This window comes from Bacteroidia bacterium (assembly GCA_033391075.1).
Classification (GTDB): Bacteria; Bacteroidota; Bacteroidia; order J057; family J057; genus JAWPMV01.
In genome coordinates this window covers 4,086,615-4,105,868 of the sequence record JAWPMV010000001.1, presented here as the reverse complement: position 1 = coordinate 4,105,868, position 19,254 = coordinate 4,086,615, and the positions used below count along the sequence as shown (strand labels likewise).

Below are 19,254 nucleotides of genomic sequence, written 5' to 3'. Positions count from 1 at the left end.
TTTAAAATCCGAGTTGCATTGAGAGAAGAACCACCCGATCAATACCATCTACATACGAGCCGTGAACCCGATAGTTTTGATCAAAGAAGTTTTGAACGCCAAGGGTCATATAGCCCCAGTTAAAGTCATAGCCAACATGCAAATTCAATACATTCCAGGAGGGAGTTCCATTAGGGCCTATATAAGGATTGGTTCGATCTGAAATGGACAATTCATCTTGTCGCCCAGCTTTCTGCCATTCTAGGCGGGTCCAAACGCCGGATTTTGCTCGCATACGAAATCCCAGCCTGCCATTCAAAGGAGCAATACTACTTAAAGGTGTCTGATCCTCCATCTTTTCACCAGAAGTGTACATAATGCTCCCGTAAAAAGCCATGCTCCTGCTCAGGGGAATTTCAAGAGAGGCCTCAATACCCTGAATATAAGCCTGTCCGCTATTGACCTTTTGAACTACCTGTCTGCCTTCATAAACAGAATTTCCCAAATAGTTTCCGGGTAAATAGTCAATCAGGTCATTTAGACGAGTTCGATAGAGAACGAGAGAACCAATAAAGCTCTGTGTTTTTGCCTTCAGACCTATTTGAGAGCTAAATGATCTTTCTGCAGCCAGACTGTCTGTGGGAAGTTCGAAACGATCCTCCTGCGTACCAAAACTACTTATGTCGTATATGTTGGGATTGCGAAAGCCGGTATTGAAAGAAGAGGAGAAAAATATATGTTTGGTTAAGGGATATACGGCACTGATATTACCACTAAAGGCATTTGGATTGAGGGATTGATCTCCAAATTCAGGATCTTCTGCTTTAATGAGACTCCTATGTGCCCGACCTCCCAGACTCAGCCTTAATTTTACCAGTTTAAAGGTGTGCAAGCTGTATATGTCCATGCTTCCGCTTTGCCCCTGATCTAAGTAACGTGGATTTACAATATTTAAATCTCCCAATCCGCTTCTTCCCTGAAAAGCCTGACTTTGGATGCCTTCCTGATAGACTTCAACACCAGAAACGATATCCCAGTAAATATTGGGTTGGGAGTGAACCTCAAATATGCCAGTCCAAATCTTACTCTGATTTTCTTCTTTTCGACTCAGATTCTCTTGTGGGAGCTCTTGCTCGCGGTTCTCATCATATTGCTGAAAGGCCCCGCTGATTCGCATTTCTTTAAACCATTTATTTTTGCTTTGAGAACTGAAGCGCGCATGAGCCATTTGCCATTGCAAGGGTTTGAGTTTGTCCTGCAATTGCTCAACGGGCCTTCCTGATTCACGGCTATGGGCGTTTCGCTGGATATGTTTCTGATAGGATATGCTAAATAAATGCCGAGGACTTATTTTTAGTTTGGCTTTAAGAAGGGCTGATTCTTGTTGGAAATTCTCTCCTGAACTCCCTGGGATCAGTCCTCCCAAATTTCGCCTGCTATAACTACTCAATACTGCTAATCGGGAACTATTTAATTCCAGGGCTCCTGCTCCGCTTTGCTCACTTCCCTGTCCCAGAAACCTAAACAAACTATGGCCATGAAATTGGACTCCATCGTCTGAGAAATCAGGATCTTTACTTTGAAGAGAAACGACTCCTCCTAATGCATCTGAGCCATATTGAGTAGAAGCAGAACCAAATAAAATCTCGGCGGATTGTAAATGAAAAGGATCAACACTGCCAAGGATACTTGGAGAGAACTTGCCCATCAGGGAATGATTGGTACGAATTCCATCAACCAATAAGCTATTGAAGTCTCCTCCCAGCCCTCTGATGATAGGACTGCTTTGGGCAGGCCCAAATTCCCGAACCCACATCCCCGGAATCTTTAGGAGGGCTTCGCTCATATTGCGGGAGGCATATTCCCGAAATTCGACTTGATCAAATTCCTGTGTAAAAAAGGGAGATTCATGAACGGGTATCTCTGTTTTTGTTCCGAGACTGATTTCTTCATCAAATTGAGTGGAAGGTCCCGGACAAAGATTTATTGTCCAATATTCGTCTTGAAAATCCTTGGCAAAGAAGAGTTCTTTTTTCTGGGTCCTAAATCCGGGATGACTGATCTCAATCCAATTGGTTCCTACTTCCAATTCTTCGATCCGGAATCTCCCCTCCTTATCGGATTGAAAACTCCTTTCCTGATTGATAACAAGAATTTTAACCCCTTTCAGGGCTTTACCACTAAATTTGTGTTGAATTTTCCCTTCGAGACTTTGGGCTTGAAGGAAGAACGGAACGCATAATCCTAATAGGACCCCTAAACTACCTAATAGTCTTCTCATGTGTTTTGCCTAGATTCACATACTTCAAACGCTACAGACGAAGAAGATGTTGCTTTAGGAATATCCTGAATTTCCTGAGAGAAAACTATTCTTAAGATGGGATTTTCTTGCTTTCGACTATTGGATAATTAAACGACTTGTATATAGCCGGGCGTTCAATATTATTCTCAGCTGATATATTCCTTTTGGAAGCTCATGAGTTGGGAATGCGAGCCTGGTTTTGCCTACATTTTTTTCAAAATTCTGTTGAAGGATTTTACTTCCTTTCAGATCAAGAAGATCCACATAGCCCCAAATATCTTTTTCACTTTCCAATAGAATCTCTATTTCATTTCCTCGGTTTACAGGATTGGGATATACTTGAATGTCCAGTATCTCGCTTTCCTCCAGCTCTTCTATCCGAGGCCTGGCAGCCAGTACACATGAACTTGCGGTGCTACTTTGAGGAAGCAGAGCCACATTGACTACAGCCCCTGCTTGTCCATCTGTTGCAGAGCTTTGAGAACCCGCACAGGCAAGCGTTACCGAAGCATTAATTACACCGGAAGCTCCTCCAGCGACATTGCTGATTACATTTACACTCAGCGCTGTAGCGGTTCGGATCAGACCACCACCTCCGCCACCGCCCGGTCCGAGACAATTGGCTGCAATGCCGGCATTTCCCCCTTGTCCACCACTTACATCAAGGTTCAGATTTGTAGCACCAAAGCCATTGGTGCTCAAAAGGATACTTCCCCCAGCTCCTCCTCCGGAACCAGCATCTCCAGCTGCTGCTGCAGCATTTTCTCCCCTGGCCGATATACTGAATCCATTCCCTTCTATTTGATCTGCTAGGATGATTGCGATCCCTCCTCCCGGTGCAGCATCCTGAGATTCTCCATCATTATCATTTCCTGCACCGCCGCCGCCACCAAGACTCATCATGTTTGACGCATTGATAAAAGTCTGAAGGTTTTTTCCTCCGACTCCCGGATGATTTCCATAGCAGGTAAAAGAGCCTCCTGTTGTCTTTTCTCCTCCCTGTCCTCCATTCCCATAATTGGCTCCACCAGCTCCTCCTGCATTATGCTCATTTCCACCACCTCCGCCATTTGCCTGAGCTCCTTTGCCGTAATCTTTATTGGCTTCATAGGGAATAATTCCTTCTCCCTTTTTCGCTCCCCCCTGATCTGCTTGTGCATAAAAGTATTGGTCAAAGCTGAAAAAAGGCATACCCGCGCATCCTGAATTCATGGTTTCAGTTGCGGCTCCTCGAAATCCCAATCCATTTAGGTTGATATCTGCATTGAGGCTGATTGTTCCGGATGCTGAGAGTACAAGTACTCCTCCAGTAGCTCCATTCCAGGCCGGAGCAAAAAGACTCCCGTTCACATTGACATCCACATAAGAGCTGAATTTTATCACCTGAATTACGGCATTGCTTGCCGCCGGATCATCAAAAGATTGACTCAATGTGTGTTGAAGGCTGATCTCATTACCCGTATTGCCACAAATGGTGGCCCGTTCATACAAACCCGTTCCTCCTATGCTCGTTACATTTCCGAAATTGGCATTATCAGCATTTTCCATCGTGCCTCCCTGCATCTGAATGATCAGGATTTCATCATTGGTATTGAAGCTTGCCGCAGAAGTTGATAAGGTCAGACTTTCATTGGAAGCATCTATGGCTGTAACGGAAAAATACTGGTTAATCACACCACTCACATTGGTGGTTTGACCGGAAAGAGGATAGAAGAAGCCAGGGATAATCAGGAGTAAGCATGCAAGCAGCATTTTCTGCATCTGCCTCATATACATTCTGGTTTAAAGGGATTCTTCAGCTAACTAAAGGTAGCTAAAAGCAATGCCTTCAAGACTCTTTCTATCCCCATTCGTTCATTTTTCCGTATCATTTGGTCAATTTCTTACATGAACCTTTTTCTCCCAAAAGACTTCATTTGGGTATTTCCCGTAATTCTGCCCATACTTTTTGCGAAAAACCCAAAATCATCTTTCATCCCTGAGAATTCTTGCAAATCCTCGGAAAGAAGAGAACAGACTTGTCCTGATTTATTCATTATACATAATTGAGCAGAAGAAGGCCTAAAATGCCTTTATCAATTCCCTTGTCCTCCCGCTAATTTGCTCATGTTCCTAATTGCATCAATTTATCAAGAACATGAAGAATCACATCCTAATCCTTTTGGCGAGCTTATTTCCCTACCTCGGGCTCGCTCAAACACAAACCATCAGAGGTAGAGTTATCAATAAGGACACACAGCAACCCATAGCTGGTGCCACGCTAGTAGTTCAAGATTTAAGTCCTATGAAAGGGGCCGTTTCTGATGAAACGGGCAGCTTTAAAATTGTAGGAGTTCCCGTAGGTCGCCAAATTGTGAAATGTACATTCATTGGCTTTGAAGACTATGTTACCGACAACCTCATCCTGAATTCAGTGAAAGAAATGGTGCTGGATATTCAGTTGGTAGAAGTCGGTATCCAAATGGAAGGAGTTGATATTACTGTCGGAGGAGATGATAATCCTCATGAGGCCATCAACTCTTTCAATCCCGTAAGTATGAGGAGTTTCAGTGTAGAGGAAACCCAGCGCTATGCCGGTTCTTTCAATGACCCCAGCCGTATGGCCATGGGTTTTGCAGGAGTTCAGGCTTCTCAGGACAATAATAGTGATATCATCATTCGGGGAAATTCTCCTGCCGGATTATTGTGGAGACTGGAAGGGATTGATATTCCCAATCCTAACCACTTTGCCCGCAAGGGATCATCCGGAGGAGGGATCACCGTATTTTCTGCTCAGCTATTGGCAAAATCCGACTTCTCGACGGGAGCTTTTTCGGCAGAATACGGAAATGCAACCTCAGGCGTATTTGATATGCGCTTTAGAAGGGGAAATACAGAAAAGTCAGAGCGTCGCTTCAAATTCGGCTTACTCGGAACCGACCTGGCTTTAGAGGGCCCCATCAAGAAGGGACAAAGCTCCTATTTGGTCAATTATCGTTACTCTACTTTGGGAATTCTGAATGATATAGGTTTCAGATTGGTGGGCGAAAGGATAGACAACAATTTTCAGGACCTTTCCTTTAATATATACCTTCCCTCCAAAGACCTGAAAAATACCTGGACGATATTCGGAATGGGAGGGCTGAGTGAAGAACTATGGGATCCGGTAGAAGATAGCCTGAGCTGGAGTCGACCTTACAGAACTACCAGAGACTATTTGACTCGGGTTGGAGCTGCAGGAATTACTTATACCCGTTTGATAGATAATAAATCTTTCTTGAAAGCAGTGGTAGCAGTTTCTGGCAATCAGGTGATCGACAATGATGATACCCTGGATATCCGAACTGTAGTGCCTAGTCCTAACCCAGATATGCTGGAGGAAGAAATTGACTGGACTAGCCTGGATGAAACCCCTTTCGAAAAAGAAGACTATAGAAATACACGTATTTCCTCCCATATTTTCTACAGTCGACAATTTTCTCCCAGCCTCACCATGAAAAATGGCATCATCGCCAGCCACATCAATTATGGTTTTAATCATGAGGAGAGAAATGCCGAAACCAATGCCTTTGGAACCCTGGTGGAAGGGGAAGGAAGTTCCCAATTATTACAGGCCTATAGCCAGTTCAAGATTCATGCATCAGATCGATTGACACTCAATGCAGGAGTACATGCGAGTATGCTCAGTCTTAATAATTCCGGAGCCATTGATCCGAGACTTTCTCTCAAGTATCAAATGCCGGCCAGGCAATCGATAAGCCTTGCCTATGGTCTTCACAGTCAGATTTTACCACTAGGTTCCTACTTCACCGAAGTAGAACGGAATGGAGAAACTACTCAGCCCAATCTCGATCTGGACATGATAAGAGCACATCATGCGGTTTTGGCCTATGAGAAAATCTTCGAAAACAGGACACGTTTGCTGCTAGAGACTTATTACCAGAGACTATTTAATCTTCCAATTAGCCCGGATTCAGAGCCTAGTGATTTTATGTTGCTGAATTTGAGAGATGGATATGGAGATCGTGCACTGGTCAGTAATGGAACGGGTACAAATCTTGGATTAGACTTGACCTTTGAAAAATACTTTTCTCAGGGATTCTTCTTCCTCTTTACCGGATCAGTTTACGAGAGTAATTATGTTGCTTCGGATGGTGAGACCTACAATACTCGCTATAACAGCCGCTACAATCAAAGCCTGATGGGGGGAACAGAAATTCCCTTGAAAAAGGGAGGAAGTCTTCAACTAGGTGCCCGCTCTGTACTCAATGGGGGATTGAGATTTACTCCCGGAGATGAAGCCGCTTCCAAATTGCAGGGAGAGTTTGTCGAACAGCCGGGACAGGCCTTTGCTCTGGGTGTGGGTACTTATTATCGCATTGACTTTCGGATTGCCTATAGAAAAAACTTGAAAAAGACGGCTTATATCCTCTCACTGGATGTACAAAATGTAACCAACCGAAGAAATATACGAGATCAAATCTATGATCCGGGATTTAATCGCCTGCAAAACAGATTTCAAAGTGGTCTGGTACCTGTATTCAGTTTTCAGATAGATTTCTAATGACGCCCTTATAAACTGTTTTATAGCGCAAGGTTTTGCCTTGCGCTATTTTTAGTATAAAGGTCCTTCTTCCAGTTTAAGATCCGTATTTGGGAGAAATTCGTCCAGGGCAATTCGAAGTTTTTCGCTTAGTTCGGCATTCAATAAATAAACCTCCTCCAATTGTTTCAAATGGATGAGTTCTAAAGCTCCAACATCATCCAGAAAACTTTCAGAAAGATTAAGACTTTTCAGATCATCCAAATGTGCAAGATATATCAGACCAGAACCATTGACACAGGTTTTGGCCAGGACAATCTTTTTGAGACCTCCTAACTGCCCGAGAGTATAAAGACCATCATCCGTAACTGCAGAAGAAATGAGAGAGATACGGGAAATGTAATCGCCATAGGGCAATAATTCAATGAGTTCTTCATCTCCAATTGCTTCAGGAGGTAGTTTCATGGACAGGATAAATTTCAGGGAATCTTCTCCTGAATCACTTTCTACTACAAATCCTAAATCCTGAGCCAGTGGAATCAATTCCTGCGAAATCTCTTTATGAGATCTTTGTTCCTTCATTTCCAGTACTTGCAACTGAGCCACTTTGGGTATGTATGCATCAATCAAATTATCAAGGGCAGGATCCCTATTCAATTCCCCTAGTTTGTGGGCATTCTTTCCACCTGCTTTTATCCAGAGATCCAGAATCGCAATTTCTTCCTCCTTCAATTGAGCTTTGCCAGAAGGAGGCATATGTTCTTCATGGGATAGGGGAAGCTTCAATCGTTTAAAGAGTTCTCCCTCTTCTGCCTGAAGGCTGTCAAGCATAGATTTTCCACTTTTACCTCCTGCAAGCAGGCTTTTGTAAGAATCCATCACCAATCCTCCCTTGGCCTTGTTTTCATTGTGGCAAGCCAGGCATTTCGCCCGAAAAACAGACAGAACCAAATCCTCAAAGACCAGAATATCGTCTCTGGATTTTTGCAGGATGGGGGTATCTTCAGCTTCGATATTTGTGAAGAATTCGGAGAGGTAATTTTCCCCATGCGTCAGACTCCCCCCCAGATGTCCGGTATAGATGAGTAGCAAATTTGCCAGAATTATCCCTGCTATTCTGAAGCTTTTCTTTTCATATAGAGCAGCTATTCCTGCCAAAGATAAAATCAGACTCAGGTAAATAGCTCCCCACATATGATCGTTAATGAGTTGACCTTCGTATTCGCCAGATTGATAGAGGAAATAGCCCAGATATGCAGAAAGGAGACTACTGGCAATGGCTGTAAAAAGCAGCGCAGTTTTTAACTGTTTGTGGATGAGGTCTTTTCTCCAAACTTCCACAAGTTCTATAATCAGACTTAAGACTACCAGAACTATGGGGAAGTGAACAATGAGGGGGTGAAAACGGCCGAGATAGCCAATAAAGCCTCCATCAGCATCCATGTTTGAGTTCAATCCAAGATATAGGAGGATCAGGCTGCTTATTCCCAGCAGGATACTTAGTAGTAATTTCTTGCTCCGAACAGCTGCCATAGTTTAGACAAGGATTTCGCAAAGTTCAGCTGTACTGTCTGCAAAGGAATCCATCTGACATCCCATTACATTCATCAAACTCAGGTGAAGGTTGGCGAAAGGAGTATTTTTTTCAAAAATGAGGTGTTGGCCACTTTTTAGGCTACCTCCTCCTTTACCCGCCAGAAGGATAGGAAGATTGTAGGGAGAATGTCGATTGCCATCTCTTAAACCTGAACCAAAGAGGACCATAGAGTTTTCCAGGAGATTGCCATCACCTTCCTGCATAGACCTCAATTTGTTGAGGAAGTATGCCAACTGCTCCATATGCCAGGTATTGATCAGCTCATACTGTTTCATGCGCCTGGGATCATTGGAATGATGGGAAAGGGAATGGAAATTTGCATGGACGCCTTCCAGAAAGGAGAAGTTCCGGCCACTAACCGAATTGCCAAACATAAAGGTAGCTATGCGACTGGCATCGCTCCAGAATGCGAGGGCTATGATGTCCAGCATCAGGCGGACTTTTTCTGTAATATCAATTCCTGCAGTGATATCGACATACTCATCTATGCGGATATCCATCTGTTTGAGTTCCTGCTTAATATCCGGAGAAAGGCTTTTCTCAAATTCTTCCAATTTCTCAATATTGCCCAGTCTCATCTCAATAGATCTAATGGACTCCAGATATTCTTCCAGTTTATTTTGATCAGCAATCCCCAATTTCTTTTGTAGGGATTTTGCATCTTCCTGAACCACATCCAGGATACTTTTTTTCCAGGGATTTTCTTCCTTAACTACCTTGCCGGGAACTACTCTTCCAAACAAGCGATCAAAGGCAAAGCGAGGATCAATCTCTTTTGCGCAGGGTTGAGTCGGAGCTTTCCAGGAAATAGAAGAACCATAAAGCCGGGTGAGTCCTACATTTACATCCACTCCACTGGAGATTCTGTCAATGCCATAAGCCAGGGATGGAAAGAGGGTTTCTCCTCCCACTTTTTGGGCGATCAATTGATCCATAGAAACTCCACCAGAATGTACATTGGTTCCTATGGTTTTACTTATTTCCTCAGAGGTAAGGAAATTGGCGGTCTTGGTATAATGTCCGTCATAGCTATTGACGGATTTCATGTTCATCAATTGCTGAAGAACAAGCAGATTATCCTCAAAGCCTTTAAGCGGTTGAAGGATAGGAGATAGTTCAAAGTCCTTTCCCTCTTTCTCAGGCGCCCATTTCCCGGGACATACTCCATTTGGGGCAAAGAGTACGGCTAGCCTTTTTGGGGATTTTGAAAGAGAGAATAATCTCTGAGGAATCATTGCTTCAAGGAAGGGAAGGGCAATACTAGCCCCCATACCTTTTAGCATATGTCTTCGCGATAGATTCCAGCTAGATTTCATGAGGAATAAATTTCTTCTACAGGTCGATCACTTTTTTTATGAGTAAAGGGATAACATTTCACTACCTCTTGAACAAAGCTGATCGTATGGAAATCATTTTCCAACAGATGTTTGCTGAGGTGGCGAATGGAAGGCGTGTCCTTAAACTGTAAGGACCTGCCGAGAGCGAAGGAGAGCATCTTTTTACTCAGGTTTTTGGCAAATAGCTCTCTTTTATTCAGAAGTATTTGTTTCAATTCCGCTGGTCCCTCAAATGCTTCTCCACTAGCGAGTTCTCCAGAAGCATCTATGGGATGTTTATCATAGGTTTTCCTCCATCTCCCAATTGCGTCGAAATTTTCAAGTCCTAAGCCCAAAGGATCCATTTGTAAATGACAGGATTTACAAGCCGGATCATCGCGATGTTTTAAGAGCAATTCTCTAAGACTCAATTCATCTGCACCTTCATGTTGGCTTTCCTCGAGATCAGGAATATTGGGTGGGGGAGGTGGAGCCGGAGTCCCCAGCAATTGTTCCAATACCCATTTTCCTCTGAGGACAGGACTGGTGCGCACTGGGAGAGAAGTAGAGGTCAGAATACCAGCCATACCCAATACGCCTCCTCTAGCATTATCTTCCAGACAATTCATCTCAAATCCTTCTTCTTCCACTCCTTCGATGCCATAATGGGCTGCCAGCTCTTTATTCAGGTAGGTGTAATCACTGTTTATAAGGTCTGTGAAATTTTGACTTTCCGTCAGGACATGATTGAAAAAAAGTTCGACTTCTTTTAACATCAAATCTCTCAGGAGGGGGGTAAATTCGGGATATGTCTTTGGATCGACCTGGAAATCCGGCGCTTTCATTTTATTGAGTTCAAACCAGTTTAAGGCAAAACTCTCACCCATTCTTTGAGCTTTGGGATCAAAAAGCATTCGCTTGACTTGCTGATCCAGTACTTCTGGTAATTGCAGATCTCCTCTATAGGCCAATTCGAGTAATTCCTGATCTGGAAAACTGGACCAAAGGAAAAAGGAAAGACGAGAAGCCATTTCGAAGGAGCTAATCGGGTAAGCACCTGAGATATCCGGATCATTTTCCTGTCGGTACAGGAAATTTTGAGATAAAAGGATGACCTTGAAGGTCTCTTTCATCGCCAGATCAAAAGCTTTTTCCTCGCCTCGAGAAGCGAGATAGACCTCTTTGAAAAAATTCAGCAATTGTTGTTGTTCTTTCGCATTGAGAAATTTTCGGTAGGCTTTTGTTGCGACAGGCAGGAGGATTTCTCTCGCCGTTTTCATAGGGTGTGCTAAAGATATATCTTCTTCCTTCCACCATTTATTCCACCAAACCCGTATTGACTCGCGAAAGGGAACTTGATAGTTAGGAACAAAATGTTCCCATTTTGCACTATCTGTGTATAATTCCTCCAAAATGATCTCCGCTGCTTCATAATAGCGTTCCATTTGTAAAGGAGTGAGATAAAGAACCCGAGCCTGGTTATCAAAACCCGAACCTCCTGAAGCTTCAGAAGGAAAAAGAGAATCGGTATTGATTTTTATACCAAAGAGATCTTCTACACAATATCTGTATTCCCGATTGTTGAGTTTTCGGGGAGGAATGAGGCCCGGATCTTTTTCAGCCAGGGCATCTTCAATATATTTATTCAGATAAAAAGTGAGGGTATCGATTTCCTTCTGTTTCATTCGAGGGCGAAAGTCCGGAGGCATACTTTCTTCCTTTACCATTTCTACTACCCGGGTGAATAGCTCCCCATCTCGAACAATGCCAAAAGTGAAATCATATTTTTCAAGATTCAATCCGCCTTTTTTGTCTTCCTGATTGTGGCAGGAATTGCAATGTTTGCGCATAATAGGCCTGACCGTCCGTTGATAATGTTTTTCTCTCGGACGGTCTTCGGCTTTACTCTCAGGTATAATGGCGAATGAGAGGACCAATAATAATATGGGAATGGCCCTGAATTTCATTGTAGCAGTATTTATAACCTAATATATTGATTTTCTGCGAATAATGCAGATTTGGTACAACTTACCATAAGTAAAATTCCCAGAAGAAAGCCTCCTTACAGTAATCAAGAATTTTTCTACACTTATCAATTCTTTTCAGACATCGATAAAAAACGTGGATTTGGATTAACGGAAGTATTTACATTTGGTTAAAGGTCTGAAGAAACAGGCCTGAATTAATTTTTGTTTGGGCCAGAAATACATTTCATTTCTTCATTCTTTTATAGCACCTGTTGACATTGACTCCCTGGTCGCGCGGAGTAAACAGGTGTCTTTTATTTGGGTTTATAACAATCGCCTATGCTGATAAAGTACCTTGCTTTAAAAGCTGAAGAAAACCTGCCTCTTACAATGTCCTGAATACTGGATTTCAATCGCTATGCCCCCTCCCTGGCTAGCCGCATCTCAGGACCTCAACATTTATATGTTTCAGGATCGCCCTGAATTCCTATTGATCCCGCTTTGGCGCATTTCCTAAAGCCTGTGGGAAAGCCTCCTATAGGTTCTGGTTTGAACAGCGGCCATAGTGAAGCTTTGGGGTACCTCATTTAATGATCTCGCGAAAATCAATTTTCGTGCTGGGAAAGAATTATCTCAAGTACAACACACACTTATTTAGAATTCTCTATGGTTAACAATTACCCTGGCAATTCAGTCTGGCCAAATAAAGGACCAGCAAACAGCCACCGACTTGCTCTCTTTACCCGACTTTGGCGAGCAACTCTCCTAAGTTGCCTCTTCATTTTTTACTCTTTTACAAGCTATGCTCAATGCGATGTGACAGTAAGTGTCCCGGTAAACGTATGTCTGGGACAAGTTTTTAGCATCAGCTTTGATGCAAGTGCCTCTAGCAGCCCTATCTATCCCATTTTGGTGGATTACACGGTCGGAGGAGTTGCGCAGCCGCAATTGAGTATGAATAATCCGACGGCTACTGTCAATTTTACACCTACTACGGCAGGAGCACTAAGCATCCAATTAACAACTGCTACGGATGCAACGCCCAATACTTGTACCTTGGGAGCTGCTGCCACAACAAATGTCAACAATCCTATTCTTAGCTTCACAGCTCCAGCGGACCTTTGTATCAATGACCCTGTACTCACAGGAGTTGGAGGAGCCACACCCACTGGCGGCATCTATTCCGGACCTGGCGTAACAGATGATGCGAATGGTTTAACGTATACCTTTGATCCAGCCATCGCAGGGGTCGGAACCAAGACCTTAACATACACCTATACGGATATAAATGGATGTACCAATAGCATCACAGATGATGTGGTCGTCTATGCGGAACCCACAGTTACGTATTCGGCCGGCCCGGATGTATGTATAAATGACGGAATCCTGACAGGGCAAGGAGGGGGAAGTCCAACAGGGGGTATCTACTCTGGAACAGGAGTAACGGACGATGCCAATGGATTGACCTATACCTTCGATCCGGGGATTGCAGGTCTGGGCACTCATACCCTGACCTATACATATACGGATGGAAATGGCTGTACAAGTGCAGCTAATGATGATATAGAAGTTTTCGATATACCGCTAGTCAGCTTCACTGCCCCGGCAGACCTATGTGAACAAGCTCCTTTTCAATTTGGATTGGGGGGAGGAACTCCAACAGGAGGTACGTATTCAGGTCCAGGCGTGATTGATGATGCCAATGGATTGACCTATACCTTTGATCCTATTACAGCCGGTGTCGGAATTCATACGATTACCTATACCTATGCGGATGCGAATGGCTGTAGCACGACTGCAGATGATGACGTTGAGATATTCGCGTTACCCACAGTTAGCTTTTCACCTGTATCAGGATATTGTGTTGATGCAGCTGTTCAAACCGGCCTGGGCGGAGGGTCTCCTGCCGGGGGGACCTATTCCGGCCCGGGTGTTACCGATGATGGAAATGGAAATACTTTTAGCCTGAATCCCACTACAGCAGGAGCAGGTGTGCATATCCTTTCCTATACCTATACAGATGGCAATAACTGTAGCAAAACGGCCAATACCATCCTGGAAATATATGCCTTACCTACTGTGAGTTTTGCTGCTTTGGCAGATGTTTGTATTAGTGCGGGCATACAAGCTGGACTGGGAGGTGGACTTCCTGCAGGAGGTACCTATTCCGGAACCGGAGTTACTGATGATGGGAATGGTAATACCTTCACTTTTGATCCGAATGCGGTAGGACTGGCTTCTGCTGTCATAACTTATTCCTTTACAGATGGAAATAACTGTACGAATACAGCTACGAGTACGCTGGATGTAATTCCTGCTCCTACCATTACGGAAACAATAGTAGATGAAAGTTGCCCTGGAACGGACGATGGCTCTATTACCTTTGATGCTACCGCCGCCAATGGACCATATACCCTTTCCATCTCAAATAATGGGGGAGTAACCTTTACAGTTCTTGGGACAGGAGTAACAGGGGGAACCACTGTAAGTTCTACAGGATTGACTCCTGGCTCCTATGTTATCAAGGCGGTAGATGCCAATGGATGTGAATCCAGCAAAACCGTTACGGTCGCTGCAGGGATAGACAATACTCCTCCAACGGCAGTCTGTCAGGATATCACTGTCCATTTGGATGCTGCAGGAACTGGAAGTATAACTGCTACACAGATAAATAATGGAAGTAATGATGCCTGTGGAATAGATACTGTCTATTTGGATCTTTACAATTTTGGCTGTGCGGATATCGGTAGCAATACGGTTACCCTCACGGTAGAAGATGTAAACAATAATATCAGTACCTGTACAGCAATCGTAACAGTTGTGGATACGGTTTCTCCAACTGTCGTTTGTCAAAACATAAATGTATACCTGGACAATAATGGACTGGCTTCTATTACGCCTGCTGATGTTGATAATGGAAGTGCTGATGCTTGTGGAATCGACACCATGTTCCTAAGTAAGTACGATTATGACTGTGCTGATGTCGGAGCGAGTTTGGTGTCTTTGACAGTTATTGATTCCAGTGGAAACCTTTCTACTTGTAATGCAGGCATCACAGTACTCGATACAATTTCTCCGGTAGTCATTTGCCAGGATGTTACCATCTACCTGGATGGCTCTGGATTAGCTACTATTGGACTTGGAGATATTGATAATGGTTCGAGTGATAATTGTGCCATAAGTTCAAGAAATTTGAGCCAGAGCAGCTTTGGCTGTGCGGATACGGGCGTAAATATTATTACCCTAACCGTAGATGATGTCAATGGTAATAGTGCTTCCTGTACGGCCAATGTTACAGTTCTAGATACGATTCCTCCTCAGGCGATTTGCCAGGATGTTACCATTTATCTGGATGCGGGCGGACAGGCCTCTGTTCAAACCCTGGATATCGATAATGGAAGTTCTGATATCTGTGGGATTGATACTATGTTCCTTGATCTTTACAATTTTAGTTGTACCGATACCGGAGCAAATGCATTAAACCTGACAGTCATAGACAATAATGGAAATACGGCAAGCTGTTCATCAGTAGTTACAGTATTGGATACTATAGCTCCCGTGATCATTTGTCCCGCAAATATTGTGGTAAACAATGATCCCTTTTCTTGTGGTGCACAAGTGACACTTATTGCAAGTGCATCTGATAATTGTGCAGTAACGGTCGTGAATGATTACAATAATGGAGATGAGGTTGCCAGTGATTTTTATCCGGTGGGAACAACAGTGGTTACTTTTACAGCTACAGATCCTTCTGGAAATACAAGCAGCTGTTCCGTTTCCGTAACTGTAAATGATGCAGAAAACCCAACAGCTGTATGTCCGGTTTTCCCGATTACCTTTGCCTTACCAGCTACCGGGATTACAGATATAAGCTTGAGTCCAGCCTGGGCAAACAGCTTCGACAATTGTGGGATTGCGCAGACTAATTTCTATTTGAATGGAAATTTGAAGACGCTGTATGACTGTAGTGATATCGGAACTCACAATATCATTGTGGAGGTTATCGATACTGCGGGAAATAGCAATACCTGTGCAGCTACGATCGTAATAGCAGACAATCTGCCTCCTACCGCAATTTGCCAGGATTTGACTGTTCAATTAGACGTGAATGGATTAGCTACGATTCTTCCTTCTCAGATAGATAATGGAAGTTTTGATATATGTGGAATTGATAGCATATATCTGAGTCAAACTAGCTTTTCCTGTTCTGATGTTGGCGTAAATAGTGTTATCCTTTCTGTCAGAGATAGTAGTGGAAATATTGGGACCTGTACGGCGAATGTTACGGTTGAAGACAATGTAGCTCCAGCTGTGGTGTGTCAGGATATCACGGTATATCTCGGAGGCTTCTTTGGTTTTGTTGGCATTAGCCCTAATGATATTGACAATGGTAGTTCAGATGCATGTGGAATCGCCAGCATGAGTCTGGATAAGAGCACCTTCACTTGCGCGGATATTGGAACCAATACTGTTACCCTAACCGTAACCGACAATAATTCAAATATCTCAACTTGTACTGCTATAGTAACGGTCGTCGATTCAATAGCTCCTTTTGCTAGCTGTCAGGATATCACTGTACAATTGGATGCCAGTGGAAATGCCAGTATCGTCGCTGCTGATATTGACAACAATAGTTATGATGCCTGTGGAATCGATACCATGTTTTTGGATATCTATGATTTCACTTGTGCGGATGTAGGGACAAATACTGTTACCCTGACTGTTGTCGATAATTACAACAATAGTGCAATTTGTACAGCCACAGTTACGGTGGAGGATACCGTCTCACCCATTGCCCAAACGCAGAACATCACCATTCAATTAGATGCAAATGGGCAAGCCAGTATCACAGCAAATGATATCGATAATGGAAGCTCGGATGCTTGTGGGATAGATACCTTATTGCTTTCAGACTATGATTTTGATTGCGCGGATGTCGGAGCCAACACTGTTAGCCTGACCGCTATCGATAATAATAGCAATAGCTCAACTGCGACAGCGACGGTAACGGTTGAAGACATTTTGCCTCCGATCGCTATTTGTCAGGACCTTACGGTCTACCTTGATACAGGAGGCATAGCAATAATAACTCCCGGGCAGATTGACAATGGAAGTTCGGATAACTGTGGGATCGCATCCTTGAGTTTAAGTACAACAAGCTTTGCTTGTGTGGATACAGGATTGAATGCCGTGGTGCTTACCGTTACAGATGTAAATGGAAATACCAGTAGCTGTTCAGCCAATGTTACCGTTCTGGATACCATTCCTCCTGTCATAGACTGTCCTGCAGATATCGTGGTATTCAATGATCCCGGTCAATGTGGCGCAACAGTAAGCTATAATACACCTACAGCGACAGATAATTGTGGGATTAATGGAAATGGAAGGATAAATCCAAGTATCACAGCCTTTTATCCTATAGGTACAGATACCATTACGCATATAGTATTTGATGAGTCTGGTAATTCTGATACCTGTACGTTCACGATTACGGTTATTGATAATGAAGATCCTGTGATCACTTGTCCGGCTAATGTCGTGCAGAATGTAGATCCAGGTCAGTGTGGTGCAGTAGTCTTTTATCCCGGAGTAGGAGTTTCTGATAACTGTTCTCCCGTTCAGGTTACCCTGATTTCTGGGATAGGAAATGGGAATTTCTTCCCGGTCGGTACTACAACCGAAACCTATATAGCTACGGATTCTTCTGGAAATACAGATACCTGTTCGTTCACCGTAACCATCAATGATAATATCGCACCTGTGATGACTTGTCCACTGGATATTTCTGTATCCAATGATCCGGGTCAATGTGGAGCAGTGGTAAATTATGCCCTGCCGGCTGTAACGGACAATTGCCCGCTTACCGGACCTCCTACATTGCAGACAGGTTTTGCGAGCGGAGATCAATTCCCTCTGGGAGTAACTTCTGTTAGCTATTCCTATACGGACCTGGGAGGCAATACAGTTAGCTGTAGTTTCAATGTTACGGTTACAGATACAGAAGCTCCACAAATACTTTGTCCTCCGGATATTGTTGTAACGGGGAGTCCTACGACCTGTGATGCCGTAGTTACCTATACAGGGGTTACAGCTTCTGATAATTGTCCGGGAACGATCTCAATTTCTCTGATTGCAGGCTTCTCCAGTGGTTCGACCTTTCCGGTAGGTAATACAGTCGTATCCTATCAGGCAGTGGATCTTGTTGGAAATATAGATACCTGTAGTTTCAATGTAACGGTACTTCCTGCAGTCGCTCCTACTACGGCAGTAATCAATATGCCGAATCTTGTGGAGGTTTGTGCAGAAGAACTTCTGACATTGAGTGCAAATAGCCCAGGAGTAGGAGAAACAGGCGCATGGTCTTTCGGAGATCCTAATGCCATCTTTGTTCCAGGCAATACGGATCCAACCGCAGACCTGACCAACCTACTTACACCTACTGTAAGTGGCTTGAATCCATTCCCACTGATCTGGACCATTAGCAATAATTGTTTCTCCAGCAGTGATACGGTTTATGTGCAGGTGAATGCATTGCCTACGGGCTTTATTCTGGAAACTTCTCCTATTAGTGCCAATGGTGCTTCAAATGGAGAACTCCTGGCTGTACCTCAAGGCGGAACTCCTCCTTATGTTGGCTACCAATGGGATGATCCATTAACCCAGACCACTCAATTGGCTGTAGGATTGGCAAGTGATACCTATAAAGTAGTGATCACGGATGATAAAGGATGTACCTCTGATTCCATTTCTTATTTCCTCGACCAGCCTCCCGTAAATCCTATCCTGGTAGATGTAAAAGTCTTCTTGCAGGGAGCCTATGTTTCTGCGGCAGGCCTAATGCACGATTCACTGAGGGTAAAACATCCGGTAGATATGCTGACCGAACCCTATACCGCCATGGGCTATGCTCCTATAGCAGGTTTAGGCAGCAATTCAGCTTCTGGACCTGTGCTAAATACGAGTGGAACTACTGCTCCGGTTGATTGGGTATTTGTTGAGTTGAGAGATAAGATCAATCCTGCGAATATCCTGGGACGTCAGGCAGGCCTGGTGTTGAGAAATGGATCTGTAGTCGATGCAGGAGATGGTGTTTCCCCTATCGGCTTTGATCTGCCGACGGATGATTACTACATCGCAGTTCGACATAGAAATCACCTGGGTACCATGACAGTTGGAACTGCTACAGTTACGACTGGCTCGGCTACTTCTGTAGATTTTACCAATCTGTCTACTGCGACTCATGGCAATCATGCGCAAAGGATAGCAGCCGGGGTGAAAATGCTCTGGGGAGGTGACGCAAATGGAGATAAGTCTGTGTTCTATACAGGACCTCTTTCAGATGCGAATCCCATATTCAGTAAAATCCTCTTTGCGCCTGACAATACCTTCTTCTCGGTATCTCATATAGTTACGGAATATGCCATAGAAGATTTGAGTATGGACGGCTCAGTGATCTATACGGGTCCCTTGACAGAGGTGAATGTATTGTTCCTCAATATTCTTCTTCATCCACTGAATACCACCTTTAGTGATAGCCATAGTTTCAGTGAACAAATTCCTTAATCCAATAA

General features: G+C 43.8%; 7 protein-coding genes. 2 read left to right on the top strand and 5 right to left on the bottom strand.

All coding sequences use genetic code 11. The features are described 5' to 3' along the window. Position 1: 1 nt before the first annotated feature. Together R8P61_16355 and R8P61_16350 are read right to left on the bottom strand one after the other, a co-directional pair. The gene (locus R8P61_16355) at positions 2-2,260 is read right to left on the bottom strand and encodes a TonB-dependent receptor (protein MDW3648641.1); all 2,259 of its coding nucleotides are present in this window, start codon (positions 2,258-2,260) and stop codon (positions 2-4) included. A 117-nt stretch (positions 2,261-2,377) separates the two neighbouring features. Further along, positions 2,378-4,051 carry a T9SS type A sorting domain-containing protein gene (locus R8P61_16350; GenBank protein MDW3648640.1) on the bottom strand — a complete coding sequence of 558 codons (1,674 nt, stop codon included), beginning with the start codon at positions 4,049-4,051 and terminating at the stop codon, positions 2,378-2,380. Between the two features lie 367 nt (positions 4,052-4,418). Here R8P61_16350 and R8P61_16345 point away from each other — a divergent pair, with 367 nt between their 5' ends. Next, complete coding sequence (locus R8P61_16345) at positions 4,419-6,824, top strand: TonB-dependent receptor (GenBank protein ID MDW3648639.1); 2,406 nt, start codon at positions 4,419-4,421, stop codon at positions 6,822-6,824. A 51-nt stretch (positions 6,825-6,875) separates the two neighbouring features. On the opposite strand, the gene R8P61_16340 is transcribed toward R8P61_16345, so the two are convergent. Genes R8P61_16340 through R8P61_16330 form a run of 3 tightly spaced genes read right to left on the bottom strand, consistent with a single transcriptional unit; the run spans position 6,876 to position 11,683 of the window. Next, positions 6,876-8,336, bottom strand: a complete 1,461-nt coding sequence (locus R8P61_16340) for a c-type cytochrome domain-containing protein (GenBank protein ID MDW3648638.1) — start codon at positions 8,334-8,336, stop codon at positions 6,876-6,878. Positions 8,337-8,339: 3 nt separating this feature from the next. After that, entirely contained in the window at positions 8,340-9,716 is a 1,377-nt protein-coding gene (locus R8P61_16335) for a DUF1552 domain-containing protein (protein ID MDW3648637.1), read from the bottom strand. Then, positions 9,713-11,683, bottom strand: coding sequence for a DUF1592 domain-containing protein (locus tag R8P61_16330; protein ID MDW3648636.1), 1,971 nt, complete (start codon positions 11,681-11,683; stop codon positions 9,713-9,715). The genes R8P61_16335 and R8P61_16330 overlap by 4 nt, the downstream gene beginning before the upstream one ends. Before the next feature lie 666 nt (positions 11,684-12,349). Between R8P61_16330 and R8P61_16325 the strand changes: the two genes are divergently transcribed. Continuing rightward, positions 12,350-19,246 carry an HYR domain-containing protein gene (locus R8P61_16325; GenBank protein ID MDW3648635.1) on the top strand — a complete coding sequence of 2,299 codons (6,897 nt, stop codon included), beginning with the start codon at positions 12,350-12,352 and terminating at the stop codon, positions 19,244-19,246. The last annotated feature ends 8 nt before the right edge of the window (positions 19,247-19,254 follow it).